Source organism: Flavobacterium azizsancarii, from assembly GCF_027980145.1.
In the GTDB taxonomy this organism is placed as follows: domain Bacteria; phylum Bacteroidota; class Bacteroidia; order Flavobacteriales; family Flavobacteriaceae; genus Flavobacterium; species Flavobacterium azizsancarii.
The window spans coordinates 90,135-108,146 of the sequence record NZ_JAMZNK010000009.1 but is presented as its reverse complement, the minus strand read 5'-3'; the positions used below and the strand labels follow the sequence as shown (position 1 = coordinate 108,146).

The 18,012-nt window shown below is 33.7% G+C and carries 11 protein-coding genes; 1 reads left to right on the top strand and 10 read right to left on the bottom strand.

Annotated features, from left to right (window positions below; all coding sequences use genetic code 11):
* Positions 1-216 precede the first annotated feature (216 nt).
* A complete protein-coding gene (locus NJT12_RS08015) occupies positions 217-900 on the top strand; it encodes a YiiX family permuted papain-like enzyme (protein ID WP_271335363.1) in 684 nt (227 codons plus the stop codon).
* Between the two features lie 110 nt (positions 901-1,010).
* Here the strand turns inward: NJT12_RS08015 and NJT12_RS08010 are convergent, their stop codons facing one another.
* The 10 genes from NJT12_RS08010 to NJT12_RS07965 all read right to left on the bottom strand — a co-directional run bounded on the left by NJT12_RS08010 (position 1,011) and on the right by NJT12_RS07965 (position 17,919).
* On the bottom strand, positions 1,011-1,535 hold the full coding sequence (locus tag NJT12_RS08010) for a PsbP-related protein (RefSeq protein ID WP_271335362.1): 525 nt from the start codon (positions 1,533-1,535) through the stop codon (positions 1,011-1,013).
* A gap of 7 nt (positions 1,536-1,542) precedes the next feature.
* Positions 1,543-2,931, bottom strand: coding sequence for a M20/M25/M40 family metallo-hydrolase (locus NJT12_RS08005; RefSeq protein ID WP_271335361.1), 1,389 nt, complete (start codon positions 2,929-2,931; stop codon positions 1,543-1,545).
* A 151-nt stretch (positions 2,932-3,082) separates the two neighbouring features.
* On the bottom strand, positions 3,083-5,005 hold the full coding sequence (locus NJT12_RS08000; protein WP_271335360.1) for a discoidin domain-containing protein: 1,923 nt from the start codon (positions 5,003-5,005) through the stop codon (positions 3,083-3,085).
* A 59-nt stretch (positions 5,006-5,064) separates the two neighbouring features.
* Positions 5,065-5,850 (bottom strand): glycerophosphodiester phosphodiesterase family protein, encoded by a 786-nt coding sequence (locus NJT12_RS07995; RefSeq protein WP_271335359.1) that lies wholly within the window; start codon positions 5,848-5,850, stop codon positions 5,065-5,067.
* 130 nt (positions 5,851-5,980) lie between these two features.
* Complete coding sequence (bglX, locus tag NJT12_RS07990; RefSeq protein ID WP_271335358.1) at positions 5,981-8,281, bottom strand: beta-glucosidase BglX; 2,301 nt, start codon at positions 8,279-8,281, stop codon at positions 5,981-5,983.
* 10 nt (positions 8,282-8,291) lie between these two features.
* Complete coding sequence (locus NJT12_RS07985; RefSeq protein WP_271335357.1) at positions 8,292-9,005, bottom strand: carboxylesterase family protein; 714 nt, start codon at positions 9,003-9,005, stop codon at positions 8,292-8,294.
* Positions 9,006-9,016: 11 nt separating this feature from the next.
* Positions 9,017-10,390 (bottom strand): glucoamylase family protein, encoded by a 1,374-nt coding sequence (locus NJT12_RS07980; protein ID WP_271335356.1) that lies wholly within the window; start codon positions 10,388-10,390, stop codon positions 9,017-9,019.
* A gap of 72 nt (positions 10,391-10,462) precedes the next feature.
* A complete protein-coding gene (locus NJT12_RS07975; RefSeq protein WP_271335355.1) occupies positions 10,463-11,926 on the bottom strand; it encodes a RagB/SusD family nutrient uptake outer membrane protein in 1,464 nt (487 codons plus the stop codon).
* Positions 11,927-11,930: 4 nt separating this feature from the next.
* On the bottom strand, positions 11,931-14,930 hold the full coding sequence (locus tag NJT12_RS07970) for a SusC/RagA family TonB-linked outer membrane protein (RefSeq protein WP_271335354.1): 3,000 nt from the start codon (positions 14,928-14,930) through the stop codon (positions 11,931-11,933).
* Between the two features lie 244 nt (positions 14,931-15,174).
* On the bottom strand, positions 15,175-17,919 hold the full coding sequence (locus NJT12_RS07965) for a ligand-binding sensor domain-containing protein (RefSeq protein ID WP_271335353.1): 2,745 nt from the start codon (positions 17,917-17,919) through the stop codon (positions 15,175-15,177).
* Positions 17,920-18,012 lie beyond the last annotated feature (93 nt).

The window sequence follows — 18,012 nt, the reverse complement described above, 5'->3', positions numbered from 1 at the left end:
CTCATAAAACATATTTAAAAAATAGTTATCATTTTGGTAACTATTTTTTTTTGCCTTTTATTTGTTATCATTAATTAGTTGCCAACAGATTTTACGGATAAAACTGATTTACACAGCCTTTTTTGAATAACGATGTATTTTTAATCCAGCGAAACCCCTTATAACCCGTTAAATCTGTGCGCCATTTTTGACTTTAAAAGAACACTAAATATAAACATGAAAAAATCAAAATATCTATTTGTCGGAATTACATTTTTATTGAGTTTTAGCTGTGCTTTGTTTGTTGCGATGCAGGTTTTTCCCAATAATCCGTTTTCGGGAACAAAAACGAAGACAGCAACTACTTTGACAGATAAAGTTCAGGATGGTGATCTTATATTTCAAACTTCGGAATCAAGTCAATGTGAAGCGGTTCGAATTGCGACAAACTCAAAGTTTTCCCATTGTGGGCTTATCTATAACATCAACGGAAACTGGTTTGTTTTTGAAGCCGTACAGCCTGTAAAACTGACTCGCCTTGAGGATTGGATCAACCACGGAAAAGATCAAAAATATCTGGCAAAAAGATTAAAAAATGCGTCAACCCTATTAACTCCGGCCACACTGCAAAAAATGAAAGATTACAGCCAGCGTTTTATGGGCAAAGAATATGATGCCTATTTTGATTGGTCTGATACAAGGATTTATTGCTCTGAACTGATCTGGAAAATCTATAAAAATGGTGCTAATATCGAATTATCAAAACTAAAACAACTGAAAGATTTTAATCTGACTGATGCAAGAGTAAAAAAGGTATTAAAAGAAAGATATGGAAACGATATTCCGCTTGAAGAGAAAGTTGTTGCGCCTTCTGATTTAGTCGATTCTGATTTACTGAAAACTGTAATTGATACGTATTAAAATTAATTGCCCGCTGATTTAACTGATCTGACAGATTAACGCAGAAAATGTAATACAAAAAAAGCGATGAGAATAAACTCATCGCTTTTTTATTATACTTATTTTTTATACTATCTTATGTCAAAATTTCCATATATATATTGATAAACTGGCATATATGACAAATATTCATCGGGGTTAGAACAAAATGTCAGAAGAAATAAATCAGAACCTTTTACAAAATAATATTGAAGAATAGTGGCAAATCTTCCATCATCTAACATTGTTTTATAAACAATTTCCTGACCTGTTACATTATTTTTTATAACTTTTCTATTCGAAATAATTTCGTTAGTAACTCCAATTCTTCTGTCAATTATCTTTTTGAGCATTTTAGGTTTAATGTTAGAATAACCCATATCACTAATCCTTAAACTAATATTTTCAATAAAATTATCATTCGGAGAACTTTTTTCACTCAATAATATAAATGATTTTTGAAGTGAATCTGTTTTTTTAAGATACCAATTGGAAGGAAACAGTAGGGAATATTTTTTCTCACTAATGTATAACTTGTCATAAGCATTTTCAGCATTCTGCTGACTGTAACAAAATGTTACAAAAAACAAAAAACCAAGTTCAAAAAACCACTTCATAAACACCTTAGTTTGCCGTTGGCAAAACAATTCCGTTTTGATCCATTAGATATAGTAATGATGTCATTGTTGCAGCCCCAAGTTCTAGTTCTCTCTTATTTATTGCGTCAAATTTATCATTTGCTGCATGGTGATAATCGAAATAACGTTGTGAATCTGGTTTTAAACCTGCTTTAACAATCGCTTTAGACGTTAAATGACCAATATCTGAACCTGCGTGCCCAATTGTAAAACTGTGCACTAAATAAGGCTCAAAAAGAGGCGTATAGTCTTTTATCTTTTTATAATTCGTGTCATCAGCTTCTATAGAAAATCCTCTTGGGCTAAATCCTCCTGAATCACTTTCCAGAGCAAAAATATGATTTTCGTTATTTTGTTTAGAAACTTCTTCATATTTTGCTCCGCCTTTTCCGCCATTTTCTTCATTCATAAACAAAACTACACGAATCGTATTTTTAGGTTTGTAGTTTAAGTTTTTAAGAATACGAATTACTTCCATACTTTGCACTACTCCTGCTCCATCATCATGAGAACCATCGGCTAAGTCCCAGGAATCTAAATGTCCGCCAACAACCATAATATTTTGTGGATTAACTGTTCCAGTTAATTCTCCAATTACGTTATGAGATAAAACATCCGGCAAAGTCTCGCAGGATTGTTTGAAATAAAATTTTAAAGCAGGATTCGCTTTTAAAGACTTACTTAGCAATTCGGCTCCATTTGTACTAACAGCAGCAGTTGGAATATATTCTTCTTTTGGCAAATCGCCATAACTTTGAGCTCCCGCATGAGGAAAATCATCTAAACGTAAATTCATCGAACGAACAATAGATCCTACAGCACCAAGTTTAGCGGCTTCCTTTGCTCCTGCAAATCTTTGATCTACACAAGCTCCGTACGAAACAAAAGTTTCGATATTTTCAGGATTCATTGGTCTGTTAAAAAACACAATTTTACCTTTTACTTTAGATCCTAAAGTTTTTAATTCCTCAATACCTTGTACTTCTACAATTTCTGCTGTAAGCCCGGTTTTTGCAGTTGCAATCGAGCCTCCTAAAGCGCAGATTGGCACATTTGTTTTCACTTTTCCGTCTAAGATATAGGCGGTTTCTTTTTCGCCGCGAACCCAATGTGGTACCATAACTTCTTGTAAATACACTTTATCAAGTCCTAATGTTTCCAACTGTCTTTTTGTATATTGTACGCCTTCTTCAGCACCTTTAGAACCTGACAAACGGCTTCCGATATCGTTAGACAAATATTCTAACCAACTATAACATTTTGCCTCGGTCAGAGCTTTTTTATAGAATAATTTAATGTTCTTTTCTTCATTTGACTGTGCAAAAGAGGTCAATCCGCTTAAGACTAAAGCAGTTATAAGAATCGTTTTTTTCATTGGGTTTATGACGTTTTTTTGGGTTGTTACGCAAAGGAACAAAATTCTTTAGAACTGCCGGAGTTTCTCACTCAATATTCTCACAAAAAAAACTCTAATTACAAACCTGTTCGTTTATAATTAGAGTTTTTATCATTTTAATAAAATAAAGCTATTTTACTTCGATAATCTTATTCTCTGTTCCAATTCCATTTTCATTAAAAGCTTCGATAGTAAAGTAATACTTTGTTCCTTTGTCTAAACCTCTAAAATCATACGAATTATCTCCATACACCATAATGGCATTGTATAATTTATCAGGCGTGATACCGTAATAAATATTGTAACCAATGGCATCCGCTTGTTTTTTCCAGGAAATCATAGCATTTCTTGAATCTGTTTTATTTCGATCTACTTTAAGCGAGTTAACAGCTTTTGGTTTTTCTAATAATCCATTACCAAATACTCTGAAATCAGAGATCGCAAACAATCCAGATGCATTATGAATATTTTCCATTTTGATGTAACGTGCTTTAATTGCTTTCGTTAACTCTACATAATCATGAGGAACATCTTTGTCATTTTTAGATTTATCGACTACTAATGTCCAGTTCTGCGCATCATCAGACATATAGATTTTATATTGATAATAAATATCCATTGCTTTATTAAACTGAGTCGCTTTATGATCTGCATAATTAATCTGCAATGCCTTAATTTCCATTGGTCGGCCTAAATCCATCTGAAGCCATTCTCCGGCATCAGCTGTTTTAGCAGACCAATAGGTTTGAATATTTTCATCGGTTAAATTTTCAGCACCGTAGCAGAATTTCTCGTATACTTTTTTACCGCCATTATCCATTCTGTGTGTTTCCACTTCCATACATTCTTCAGAAGAAGAAACTGTTACCGGTTTTTTATACGAAAGTAACATCCATCCTGATGAAGCTCCTTTTGTCTGATCACGCTCTTGTGTTGGCAATACAATTGGAAAATCGCCGTAAGAAGTGATAGAATACATGACATCATCTTTATCAAATCCCGCAGGAAACATATCGATACGGCGCTCAAAACGATCTTTTATCGAAATTTTGCAAGTCCCGGTATTCCAGTAATTGCCAAAATTATCAGCAAAAGTATTTCCGTGTCCTGCTCCAATTACAAATCCTCCCGGTTTATATGACATTGGATTGTGTTTTTGATATTCAAAAGGCCCTAGCGGACTATTACCAACGTGAACTCCATTTGCATATCCTTTAAATTCAGTCGCCGGAGCACCATATTGCATATAATATTTTCCGTTGTGTTTGGTCATCCATGCACCTTCTATAAAATCACCCCAAGGTGCAGGTTCCATATCATTGTTAGGTCCAAAACGTTCCCAACCGTGGTTTTTAGGATCAAGTCCCACTACTTCTTTAATTTGTCCGTACGGACGCTGAATATCTTCTACTTCAGTTGCAGCGTATAGCTTTGCATAGTCTGCCTGATTACCTATTGGCAACCACGTTTTATAATCTACTTCGGTACCAACAAGAGGTAATTTTCCGCTTGAACCGTAATACATATATACTTTTTTATCATCATCCTGAAAAATAGCAGGATCCCATGTTGGCAGCATTGCTTTGTCTACGTGCCTTGTCCATCTTCCTGATTTAGGATCAGCTGTTTTCCAGATTGGGTGATCTTTCTTCCAGGTTGAACCTACATAAAATAAGGTATCATTTACAACCCATGCCGCAGGTGCGCACTGATCATCATCGCCCGGCTGTCTTTGAAAACTTCCATAAACGAAATTCCAATCTGACATATCCTTGCTCCAAAAGAAACCTGCCTGATTGGTAGCAAATAAATAATACTCGCCCTTGTAAGTAATAATTACCGGATCTGCACTTGAACGGCGCGATTCCGGAATTCCGTTATGATTATGAGTGGTATAATTGTACCCAATATTAATTGGATTACAGTAGGTTGTAGCTGTTTTGTTAGGATCAAACCATTCTGTTTTACCCGGAATACTGGATTTTTGTGCCGAGATATTGGTATTAAATCCTATCAAAAGCAACAAAAGCGATAGAGACGATAGTTTATACATTTCTTTTATTTTTTGTTTTTAAAATTAGATCTCATAGTTTAAAATCTAATTCTCACTCTTTATTCTTTAATCTTTAATCTTTCGTTTAATAATTCAGGTTCATTGGTGGTGATATAATCGAATTTGTTTTCGATAATCCAATCCATAACATCAGCATCATTAACGGTCCAGACATTCAGGGTAATATTGTTGTCTTTTGCTTCTTTGATCCATTCAGGATGTTTTTGAAAAAAAGAATAATGATAATCAACACCTGAAATATGGTCTGAATTTACTTCTTTTGGAGATTTATTACCTTCAAGATATTGCAAAGAAGTTCTTTGATCTACTTGTCTGATTTGCTTCAGTATATCATAATCAAAACTAATGTATCCGGTAATTTTTTCGGCCTGAAGCTTTTTGATCACTTCAACCGTTTTTAGCGCCGTCGTTTTTCCTCTTTCTTTACTTATTTCCGAAGGTTTTATTTCGCAGACCAAAAGAGTGTGTTTATTGTTTCTTTTACCTTCTGTAATATATTCGTGTAAGGTTGGCAATTTCTCCCCATTCGAAAGTTTAAATTTTATTAAGTCTGCATAATTTGTTTCTTCAATAAGCAGTTTATTATAATGGGCATCATGATTGATTACAAGAGAATCATCAGCCGTTCTCCAGACGTCAAATTCTGAACCGGCAAGTTTTAAATCAATAGCATGCCTAAGGGAAGCTATTGAATTTTCTGGCAGGTTATTTTTTTTCCATGCTCCGCGATGTGCTACAACAACATCTTTTTTTGCACTGCAAGAGGAGAAAAGAGCTATTGTTAGTATTAAAAAAAATGCACCGGATATTTTGATTGTATTCATTTTATAAAAATTAAAATTTATATTTTAAAGGTTATTATCCATAGAATTTACTTACAAAAGACAGGCTAAAAAGCTAAAAAAAGGCCCTCCGAACTAACTACGGAGGGCCAATCAATAATAAATAAACCAACTATTTAGTTAACTCAAAACTAACTTTCTTATCGGCATTTGAATTTCCTCCAACGAAAACATCAAAATGTCCAGGTTCTGCTACGAATTGTAAATCAGAATTATAAAATTTTAAATCTTCAACTGTGATATCAAAAGTCACGGTTTGTTTCTCCCCTTTTTTAAGTGTAATTTTTTGGAAATTTTTCAATTCTCTAACTGGTCTTGTTACTGAACCTACTAAATCTCTGATGTATAACTGAACAACTTCTTTTCCGTCATAGTTTCCTGTATTTGCAACATCAACTGTCACTTTTAATTTTCCTGCAGGATTCATTTTATCAGATGAAATTTTCACATTTGAATACTCAAAAGAAGTATAACTTAAACCGAAACCAAATGGGAATAATGGCTCATTTCTCTCATCGATATAGTTAGATCTGAATTTTTCGAATTTACCTTCTGTGTTAGAAAGTGGTCTTCCTGTATTTTTATGAGCATAGTAAATTGGCAATTGACCAACACTTCTTGGGAAAGTTGATGTTAATTTTCCTGAAGGATTTACATCTCCAAATAAAACATCAGCAATAGCATAACCTGCTTCGCTACCTGCGAACCAAACATTTAAAATTGCAGGAACAGTTTCGTTTTCTTCTTTAATCACTAATGGGCGACCATCAAATAAAACTAAAACAACTGGTTTTCCTGTTTTCAATAATGCGTTTAATAAATCTTTTTGTGCTTGTGGAATTTCTAAATTCGTACGGCTGCTTGATTCTCCACTTAATTCGGCAGATTCTCCAAGTGCAGCAACAATTACATCTGATTGATTAGCCACTTGTAAAGCTTCAGCTAATAATTCTTCTTTTGAACGGGCATCACGGTGTAACGTTTTACCAAACATGGTTGCGTTTGTCTCAAAAGTTTCATCATAATCTAAATTACTTCCTTTTGCATATAATACTTTCGTAGATTTTCCTGCTACTTCTTTGATTCCTGCTAAAAGTGAAATAGCATTTTCCATTTTTGTAGCTACACTCCATGTTCCGGGCATATTTTCTTTAGCATCAGCCAATGGCCCGATTAAAGCAATAGTTCCTGATTTTTTAAGTGGTAAAACCTGCCCTTGATTTTTTAATAAAACCAATGATTGTGCTGAAATTGATCTTGCTTCTTTTCTGCTGCTTGCAGTAAAGATCTCCGTTTTTGCTCTGTTAGCATCACAATATTTATAAGGATCCTGGAACAATCCAAGGTCATATTTAGCCTCCAAAATAAGTTTAACAGCATTATCGATTGTTTCGATAGTTACTTTCTTCTCATCTAATGATTTTTTCAAAGTAGTTAAGAAACCTTCTCCAACCATATCCATTTCAACACCAGCATTTAAAGACTGCGCAGAAACCGCTTGTAAATCTCCCATTCCGTGTTCGATCATTTCAGGAATTCCTGTAAAATCTGTTACTACGAATCCTTTAAAGCCCCATTCTTTTCTTAAAATATCTGTCATTAACCATTTGTTTCCTGTTGCAGGAATTCCGTCTACTTCATTAAAAGAAGCCATAACAGAACCTACACCAGCGTCAACAGCTGCTTTGTAAGGAGGGAAATAATCGTTGAACATTCTGATACGACTCATATCAACTGTATTGTAATCACGACCACCTTCTGGAGCACCGTATAAAGCGAAATGTTTTACACACGCCATGATCGAATTATTTTTTGTAAGATCATGTTGTTGGTATCCGTTTACCATCGCAGTTGCAATTCGGCTTCCTAAGTAAGGATCTTCTCCTGAACCTTCAGAAACTCTTCCCCAACGAGGATCACGAGAAACATCAACCATTGGAGAGAATGTCCAGTTGATACCATCAGCACTTGCTTCCTGCGCTGCAATTTGAGCACTTCTTTCGATCAATCCCATATCCCAAGTACAAGATAATCCTAACGGAATTGGGAATGTTGTTTCGTAACCGTGAATAACATCCATTCCAAAAATCAATGGAATTTTCAATCGGCTCTTTTCAACAGCTATTTTTTGTACTTCTCTAATTTTTTGAACAGATTTTATATTGAATAAACCTCCTACTTTTCCTTCAGCAATTTTCGTAGCCACATCAGAACTGTTTGCTTGTCCTGTAGTAATATCTCCAGAAGTTGGTAAATTAAGCTGACCTAATTTTTCATCTAATGTCATTTTCGACAATAACTCAGCTACAAACTCTGACCTTGGTTTAATTTTTACTGCGTTTTTAGTATTCTTTTTCTGGGCATAACCCAAAACAGCACATCCTAAAAATAGTAAGACTAATTTGTTTTTCATTCTATTGTATTTATTTGTTTGTATTCATTTTTCTTTGTTTAAACATCCAGTCATAAATCTCCTGATTGTCATAAACTCTTGTCCAGCTATCGTGACCTGCATCATCAAAAATGGTTAATTGGACATCCTTTGCATTGCATTTTTTCAATTCTTTGTAGATTGTAATTGCATAATCTACTTTTACCACATCGTCTAATAATCCGTGGAAAATTCTGGTTGGGATAGCAGCTATTTTACAAGCATTTTCCAGCTCAATAAAATCAACAAAACCTGAAATAGGCACTATTGCGGCAAACTTATCCGGATATGAAAGTGCGAGATTCCATGCTGCCCAGCCTCCTGAACTTAGACCTGTAACATATATTCTATCAGCGTCTATTTCGTTTTCTTTTTGAACCTTTAAAATCAATTCATTAATCGATTCAATATCCCAATTTTCATCTTCTTTGCATTGCGGTGCTAATACATAAGCATCTAACTGATGTGTTTTAAGATATTTTAAAGGGCCATTGATCTTTACTTTTTCAATGTCTGTACCTTTTTCTCCATCTCCAGAAATAAATACTATTAATGGCTTTTTTTCCTTTGTATTTGCCGGTTTGTGTAAAGCATAACCTAATTCATGTTTTACGACTATAACCGTATTTATTTTTCCGGTAGTTTCAGTCTGAGCAAAACTCATTACTGAAAAAAGAACCATCAATAACGCTAAACTGTTTTTCATTTTAAACGTTATTAAAAACCGTATTTCCCGGATTTAAATCCAAGTTTTACCAAACCTTGTTTTACTTCAGGAGCATTCATGAATAATTTCCATAATAAACCTGTGCGGTAATTTTCGATCATCACTACTTCAGGTCCCTGATCGATTGCCAAATAACGTTTTGCTACCCAATTATTTCCTAAACTAAGGGCATCATAGAAACCTGCATCTCCCCAGGTTTGATCTTTATGATTTTCATAAAGATTACGTATCACGGCCATTGATTCTTTTGGAGTATACACAATTGAACTTATTGCTCCTGTTGGTGATATAACCCCAACATCATTTGTTGGAAAATGTGCATTATACCCAATTGATCCATCAGGATTTCTTGAATAAGATGCTGTTAATCCCCAATAATCAGCGCCATAACCTGCAAATTTCTTTGGATTTTCAACACAATATTCATAATCTATTTTAACCTGATTTACATTCAGATCCCAATAGTTGGCATATTTATCTGTTAATTGATTTGGATCAAGTCCTACATAAGAATAATGTGCCCAAAATAATGGTCCGCCAAATTCCTCTGCTCCATTATGCTTTAAAATCAATGGAATATTATATTTTGTTTTAGAAGTCACTATTCCGCCACTTCTCGCCCAGCCTTCATGGTATGCTTTTGCATCTATTGCATGTGTTGGCGAAGACGCTCCAAGAACATATGTAATCAAACATTCGTTATATCCCTCAAGCGGAAAATTCATTTGCCAGTCGTAATTTGGCGACCAGTGCCAGTACAATACATTTTTATTGTTTGTATACCATTGCCAGTCTACGCCTTTCCAAAGTGCATCATATTTTTGAGCTACAGCTTTGTCTTTTTCAGAACCGTCTTTTAGATATTCGCGAACAGTAATAATCCCTGCAACCAAAAATGATGTTTCGACTAAGTCTCCACCATTATCCTTGGTTCCAAAAGGTTTTACTTTTCCGGTATTTCCGTCTATCCAATGCGACCACGCTCCGTGAAAACGATCTGCTTTGCCTAAAAAGTCAGCAATTTTGTTTAGTCTTTCAACTCCTTGTGCTTTGGTAATATAACCTTGTGATATTCCGGAAACAATTGCCATAAGTCCAAAACCTGAACCTCCGGTTGTTACAATGTTTGGGTCATTATCAGGATAAAATCCATCCGGATGATAGCGTTCTCTTGCTAATCCAGAATTTGGTTCTGCATAATCCCAGAAATATTTGAAAGTTTGTTTTTGAACAATAGCTAAAAGTTCATCATCTGTTAATTTAACCACAGAAGTCTTTTCGGCAACTTTATCTTTCGACTTTTCACCAATTGACCCACAACCAAAAAAACTCAATGCTAATAATAAAACTGAAATTCTAACCATTATAATAAAATTTGAAAACAATTAATAAAAATCACTCCTTTCACAAGAAAGGAGTGATTTAAAAAAATTTAATTAGTAACCACCAGGGTTTTGTTGAGAAAGTCCACCTGCTTCTCTTAAGAATGTAGTTGGAACTGGCCATAACTCATGTTTTCCAACAATAAAAGTTTTTCCATCTGCTGCCATAGCTGACTGAGCTTGTCCTGTTCTCACAAGATCAAACCATCTGTCATGCTCAAAAGCAAATTCTAATCTTCTTTCTTTATAGATTGCTTTTCTAATATCTGATTGAGAAGTAAAAGGAGTATCTCCTAAACCTGCTCTTTTACGAATTTGATTTACTAAAGGAATAGCTTCAGAAGTTTGTCCTAATTCATTCAAAGCTTCAGCTTTCATTAAGATTACTTCTGCATATCTTAAATATCTAAGATTTGTATCTGTAAATTCTACATTATAAAAAGATGATGAATACGCTTTATAATTATACATTGCATTTGCTACAGTAGAAGGAACTTCTCTACCATCATACAAAAATGATCCTCTGAAAATAATAGTAGCTGCACGTCTTACATCACCTGGCTCATAAGCATCTGCTAAACCTTTAGTTGGTGTATTGAATCCCCAACCCCATCCTCCAGCACCACGTGGTGCCTGAGAAACAGTGTAGTTTCCAATTCCGAAACCTGGAGTGGCCGTTGTACCAACTCCATCAATTTCAAAAATAGATTCATCACCAAATTCACCTTCTTTTTTATATTGAAGAGAATAATCTGAAACTAAGCTATATCCGGTTACTTTATCACAATTGTCAATTACTTTTTGCCAATTTTTTTGATATAAGTTTACTTTTGCTAACAAAGCATAAGCTGAACCTTTAGAAACTCTTTTTTTATCATTTCCTACGTAAGCGCCTTTTTCTGGTAAAGCTTCAATAGCATCTGCCAAATCTTTTTCGATAAAAGTATAAACTTCTGCAACTGACTTGCGGGTTAACTGCATTTGTTTATCAGCATCTGAAATTGGAACACCTGATAAGTGATCTACAATAGGAACTCCGCCATATCCTTTTACTAAAGTAAAATACATGAAAGCTCTCATAAATTTAGCTTCACCTGTTAATCTGGTTTTTAATTCAGGAGTAACTTTATCAAGTTTAGGAAACATCTCTAAGGCTTGATTACATCTGTTTATTCCCGCATAATTAGCATTCCATGTAGATTCAAATGATGGTGTTGAAGCATTATAAGTTAAAGCATCAATGATATCTTTATCTCCACCTGCATCACCAGGATCAGAACCTTTATCTGCATCATCTGTAATGATACTTGAAACTGCATTCCAGCCAAACGAAGACATTTCCCATCCTAAAAACTGATTGTAAATTGCTGTTACAAAACCAGTAGCACCTTCATCACTGTTTACCAACGCCGGATCTACCGGAATTGATTCTGTCGGACTTACATCCAAAAAGTCATCTGCGCATCCTGCAAAGAGCAATCCGGAAAGCACAAACATTGATATATATATTTTTTTCATGATATTAAAATTTTAAATTAGCACCTATAACAAATGATCTCAATGATGGATAAGCATCTAACTCAACTCCTTGAGTACCTTCAACCAATTTACCATCGCCTGTAACGTCAGGAGAGAATCCTGAGAATTTTTGCGTAATAAACGGATTGATTGCATTTACATATATTCTACAGTAGCTAAAAAACTGATCATCTTTTAAAGGAAGTTTATATCCTACAGTAATGTTATTGATTCTAAAGAAATCTGCTGATTCTAAGTAATATGTTGAAGCAACAGGAGTCACGTTAGAAGGTGCAGGATTAGAAGATGTTGTATTTGTTGGTGACCAGAAATCACGTGCTGTTGAAGCTTCGATATTCTCACCTCCAAAACGTTGTGCTTTTTTACCATTATACACTTTAGCTCCTCCTGTTCCGTATCCATCAACAGAAAAATCAATATTTTTATACGTTAACCCCATTGTAACTCCGTAAGTAGAAGTTGGTAAAAGTGATCCTACGTATTTTTTATCAGTTCTCTCGTTTAATGCTGTCTGAACTACTTTTTCTCCGTTTGCGTTATAGTATAACATGTTACCATTAGCCTGATCAATTCCGGCAAATTCATACATATAGAAACTACCTAAAGGCTGTCCTACAGAAGTATTATCAAGAATTTTTGTGTTTTGACCATTTCCTAAACTTCCTCCGATGATAGGAGATAACTGAACGTTTTTAAGATTAGTAAGCTCATTATTATTATGGGAGAAGTTACCTCCAACCCAGTAGCTTAAATTATCATTTATTTTGTCATCCCAACGTAATGCAATTTCATAACCTTTGTTAGATACTTCTCCAATATGTGAAGGTGCAGCTACTGTAATTCCTGAAGCTGAATATGGTTTAACATTCAAAATTGTGTTTGTTGTTTTTTTCTCATATAAATCAAAAGATCCTTTTAATCTACTTTTAAACAATTCAAAATCAACACCACCTGAAAGTTCTTCTACAATTTCCCAAGATAAGTTAGGGTCAACTTGTGAGTTGATTGTTGTTCCTGAACCAAAAGGATAATCTAATCCAGAAGTAAAAGTTTGAGTATTCAATGGTACATTTTGATTACCTAATCTACCCCAAGAACCTCTTAATTTTAATAAATCAATTGTTTCTACTTTACTTAAGAAACTTTCTTTAGATACAATCCATCCCAAACCAACTGATGGGAATGTTCCCCAACGCTTGTCATCAGCAAATTGTGATGATCCGTCACGTCTTACAGTACCTGTAAGTAAATATCTGTCCATCAATTTGTATTGAAAACGCGCAAAATAAGATTGTAATCTTCTTTGGTTCAAAGCTTCATCTTTATATCCTGTTACTGAACTTGCAACATTCACATCTTTTAATGACCAATAGTCCGCATTTGGATTAACATTCTTTCTGTCGATAGTCAATTTCTCTCTTGTACCTTGAACATTCGCCTCGATACCAGCAGTAACTTCAACATCATGAATATTAGCAAAAACTTTATTATATGTAAAGTAGTTAGACAAATTCCAATTAAAATATTGGTCTCTGCTTCTTGTCAATGTGTTAACATTCAAATCTCCAGGGTACTTTGATTGTACACGCGTAGGATCTGCAGATAACCAAAGTGCTACGTTATCAACATAATTGTACTGTTTGTAAGTATAAAACTCTCCATTAAATTGTGAAGTGAATTTTAATGATTTGATAATTTCATAATCTAATTTCAAACCACCTTGCAAAGTAAGAGTTTGTTGTCTCTCATTTGTATAATCTAATTGAGCTACCGGATTTCCAACATTATTGAATGATTCACCAGTTTCTCCTACAACTCCATTTGAAATAAATGGCACACCATATTTTCCATCAGCATAACGCACAGGAACTAGTGGAGATTGTCTGTAAGCATTCGTAAATGCACTTAATGGCATTGGAGTATTTTTGATTGTACTCACACTCATATTTTGAGTAAGTTTCACTTTATCAGAAAGTTTGAACTCATTGTTGTTTCTGATTGTTGTACGTCCGTAATCAGATCCGTTTAGAATTCCTTTTTCTTCATAATTTCCAACACTAAAAAAGTATTTTACGTTTTCTGAAGACCCTGAAATTGCGATATTGTTTTGAGTATAAGATCCCGTTCTTGTGATCTCATCAAGCCAATTAGTATTATAAGGCTGATTTGCAGAGAATCTGCCTGCTGGGAAAGCTCCACTGAAAGCAGCATTACTATAACGAACATATTCGTCAGCATTTGCCATTTTTACAGTTTTTAGAGGAGTTCTAAAACCTGCAAAACTTTCAACTTCTACATTCATTTTTCCTTTTCCTGCTTTTGTTGTAATCATAATTACACCATTTGCCCCTCTTGTACCATAAATAGCTAATGAAGATGCATCTTTCAAAATTTCATAAGATGTAATGTCATTAGTATTAATGTTGTTGATATTGTCAGTTGGCATACCATCTACAACATATAAAGGATTTCTTCCTCCTAATGCTGTACCTGCTCCCCTGATCACAACAGAAGGTGTACTTCCTGGCACATCAGAGCTAGATACCTGAACACCGGCAGCTTTACCTTGAATAGCCTGAGAAGCATTCAATACTTTCATTTTTGTAATTTCTTCAGATTTAATTGAACTTACAGCAGATGTATTATCAATTTTCTTTCTGGTACCGTAACCAATAACTACAACTTCTTTTAAAGCAGTGTCACCTGCTTCTTTTAATGTGATTGTCATTGGAGCGGTCGTTGCTGCAATAGAAACAGCATCAAAACCTAACATTGAGATTTTAAGAATCTCCCCCTCTTTGGCATTAATTGTAAAATTTCCGTCGAAATCAGCATCTGTAGAAGTTCTGGAATTAGAAGCACTAATAACTGCTCCCGGAACTCCCATTCCACTACTGTCTACTACTTTTCCTTTAATTGCTTGTCCAGACATATATGCCGGCAATAGCAAAAGCGCTAAAAAGCTAAAAATAAAATTTTTCATACAGTTCGTAATCGTTTAAGTTAGTAGAGCCAAATTAAACAATTACAACGTTGTAGTACATCATACAACACTACAACATAGCTACATCATTATGTTAAAACATTAATATACACTAGTGAAAATCAGCACTCTAAATGTTAATTTATTATTATTAACATAACGTTATGATGTAGTAATGATGTATTGTAATTATATAAAAAAAGATACTTAAAAATATAATATCCTTAAAAAACAAATACAAATCTTACACACTTAATAAAAATTTTGAGAGATTATCTTCCTGAGAGAGGTTTAGCTTCTTTCTTAAACGATATCGGTGCAGTTCTACACCTCTAAATGAGATATTCATCATAGGAGCAATCTCCTTTGAAGAAAGATTCATTTTAAGGTAAATACATAATTTAATATCCTTTGGAGTAAGGTTAGGAAACTTCTTTGAAAGGTTTATTATAAACTCATTGTGAATTTGATTTAGATTCGTTTCAAAAGTTTCCCACTCGTGCTTATTTACTTCATTTATTTTGATAGCTTTTTTGATTTCACTTTTGAGTTTATTAAAATCTTTCTCTGAATCTAAAATGCTTTGTATATTTTCGATCATTTCACTTTGCTTTGCAATAGACAAAGATTTACCTGCAACTTCAGATGATTTAGTTTGCAGCTCGAGTTCCAGAATATGTTTTTCATACTCCTGAACATTCAATTCATTTTCCGCCTTTAGCTCCATTTCAAGAATTTCGCGCTGATGTTTTAATTCTTCGGCCTGCAATTTTAATTTTTGCATATAACGAAGCTTATTCCATTTATAATAGAAAAACAACACTGCTCCCACTATTAGTAAATAAAGCATCACCATCCAAATAGAAAAATACCAGGGTTCAGCAACTTTAAAATCAAAAGTGGACACTTTTTCATAGTTGGCGCCGTCATGTTTGTAAACAACAACAGAATGGTAACCACTGCTCAAATTATTCAGCTCAATTAATCCATTTGAAATTTGAATAAAATCTTTACTTTTGTTAATCTTATAAAATAAATTAGGCTTACTGGCACCATAAATCCCCGAGATCACATTTATTTTTAGTTCTGTATTGTATTTAATCTTTGAATCATTAGAAATTAGATTTTCTTCATTAAACGCTTCTATCTTAACATTTGAATTCTGTTTGTTAACATACTTTAATTGAAGAGAAATAAATCCGTCATCAAGATTGAGCAAATAATGATTTTGAGTTTTAAAAATTCTCAAGTTATCATTGATTAAAGTTCCTTTATAATACTTCTCCTGAATGATGTTCCATATAAATTTGTTTCCATTTGCGTGAATATGATATAAAATTCCATTTTGCAGTACCACAAAATGATCTTCGTCAATAGAGACTACATCGGTAATATTCTTGAAATTAGAATTAAACTGTTCATTCTCTTCAAGATTATTAGTAATCGAATTATAAGTGTACCATAGATTGTTGATTAGAAAAAGGATTTCTTTTCTAAATTCAAAAATCTTAACTCCAAAATCATTCTTTATTTTACTTTGCTGCGTGATATTCTCAACTTTTTTTGTTTTGTAATTATCATCAAAGACAACGCGATACAATCCACGGTAATTATCAGCAGCCCAAATTTCATTCTTTTTATTCTGAGCAACGTATTTAATAGGTTTCGAAAGATCATTAATAATCTTGTATTGCGTTAGGTCTGCAGGATTATCATAAACCAGGACTCCGCTATAGGTCGATTGAAAATAAGTATTATTGATACTGCTTTTAGATAAGTTCCATCCTCCGTTTATATTATTAATCTTAACCAAAGAGCCATTTTCATAACAAAAGTTTCCATCATTATGTCCAATGATAAACTTATTATTAATTTTAGTAATATTCCATGCCTGCCCTTGTGTATTAGGCATCATTTTAAACTTTCCTGAAACAAACTCGAAAATACCGTGATTTGATGCAATTAAATAGCCTTTGTCTATTGCAGCCACAGAATAAACAGAACCTAAAAGTCCCGAGTTATCATAAAAGAAAGATATTGGAGAGTTTATTTCTACATGGGTAATCCCATTATCCAAGCCAAGCCACAAATCATTTTCTTTATCAAAACCAATGCTCAAAACTGAATTGTTCTTTAACACATTGTTGCGATCAATGTTTTTATAGGTATCTGTATTGAAATCATAAATAAAAAGACCTCTGTTACCTGTTCCTATAACCAATTTATTGTTTTTAATAAATTTGGCTACATTAATCGTTGCTGCTTTTAAGGTCTCGTTTAATGGGTTATTCCAAGGTACTAAACGATCTTTTTCGACTATAAAAATTCCTTTTTTCTGAGTAAAAATATAATTCTTATTTTGGTACTTTTCGACAGCATGAACGACTGTATTTTTTAAGATATTCCAGCCTTTTGGGTTTGCAATCTTTGCCCCACTCATTTTAAAAAGACCTTTTTCGACCGAGGCTACGTAAACATCATTATCAACTACGAAACAATAGGATATTAGAAAAGGAAATCTGATTTTTTGAATGTGTTTTCCATTATAAATAAAAACATCATTAAATGATTGAAAATAAATAGACCCGTTGAATTTGAAAATTTTCCAGATTTCCTCATTGTCTTTTTCATCAAATAAGCGCAGATTTTTGGTGATCGAAACATAATGCATCTTTCCCTCTTTCCTATACCAATACCCAAACTCTTTATAGGAACCGGAATAGATTTTATCGCCTTCGATCATAATCGAACGGATAATGGTTTTATTAGGCAAAGTATATTTTTCCCACATTACGCCATCATATCGCAATAAATAATGGTTATTGGCAAAATACATGGCATTATCTTTTCCCTGAGCAACATTCCAGATTTGATTGTCGCCCTGGTAATCTGATTTATTATAGTTTTCTACAAAAGGAAGTAATTCTTGTGCCTGGATTTGTGAAGCAATTAAAAACAAGAAAAACAGTTTTAGAAGTGTCGATTTCAAAATATTCGGATTTATATTCAAAGATACTGACAAATATTTAAAAACATAAAAAAGCTCCTCGATTGAGGAGCTTTTTTATAGCTATAAACTACT

Coding starts and splice junctions, on each gene's coding strand:
- NJT12_RS08015 (WP_271335363.1), top strand. CDS start 217: ATGAAAAAATCAAAATATCTATTTGTCGGAATTACATTTTTATTGAGT.
- NJT12_RS08010 (WP_271335362.1), bottom strand. CDS start 1,535: ATGAAGTGGTTTTTTGAACTTGGTTTTTTGTTTTTTGTAACATTTTGT.
- NJT12_RS08005 (WP_271335361.1), bottom strand. CDS start 2,931: ATGAAAAAAACGATTCTTATAACTGCTTTAGTCTTAAGCGGATTGACC.
- NJT12_RS08000 (WP_271335360.1), bottom strand. CDS start 5,005: ATGTATAAACTATCGTCTCTATCGCTTTTGTTGCTTTTGATAGGATTT.
- NJT12_RS07995 (WP_271335359.1), bottom strand. CDS start 5,850: ATGAATACAATCAAAATATCCGGTGCATTTTTTTTAATACTAACAATA.
- bglX (WP_271335358.1), bottom strand. CDS start 8,281: ATGAAAAACAAATTAGTCTTACTATTTTTAGGATGTGCTGTTTTGGGT.
- NJT12_RS07985 (WP_271335357.1), bottom strand. CDS start 9,005: ATGAAAAACAGTTTAGCGTTATTGATGGTTCTTTTTTCAGTAATGAGT.
- NJT12_RS07980 (WP_271335356.1), bottom strand. CDS start 10,390: ATGGTTAGAATTTCAGTTTTATTATTAGCATTGAGTTTTTTTGGTTGT.
- NJT12_RS07975 (WP_271335355.1), bottom strand. CDS start 11,926: ATGAAAAAAATATATATATCAATGTTTGTGCTTTCCGGATTGCTCTTT.
- NJT12_RS07970 (WP_271335354.1), bottom strand. CDS start 14,930: ATGAAAAATTTTATTTTTAGCTTTTTAGCGCTTTTGCTATTGCCGGCA.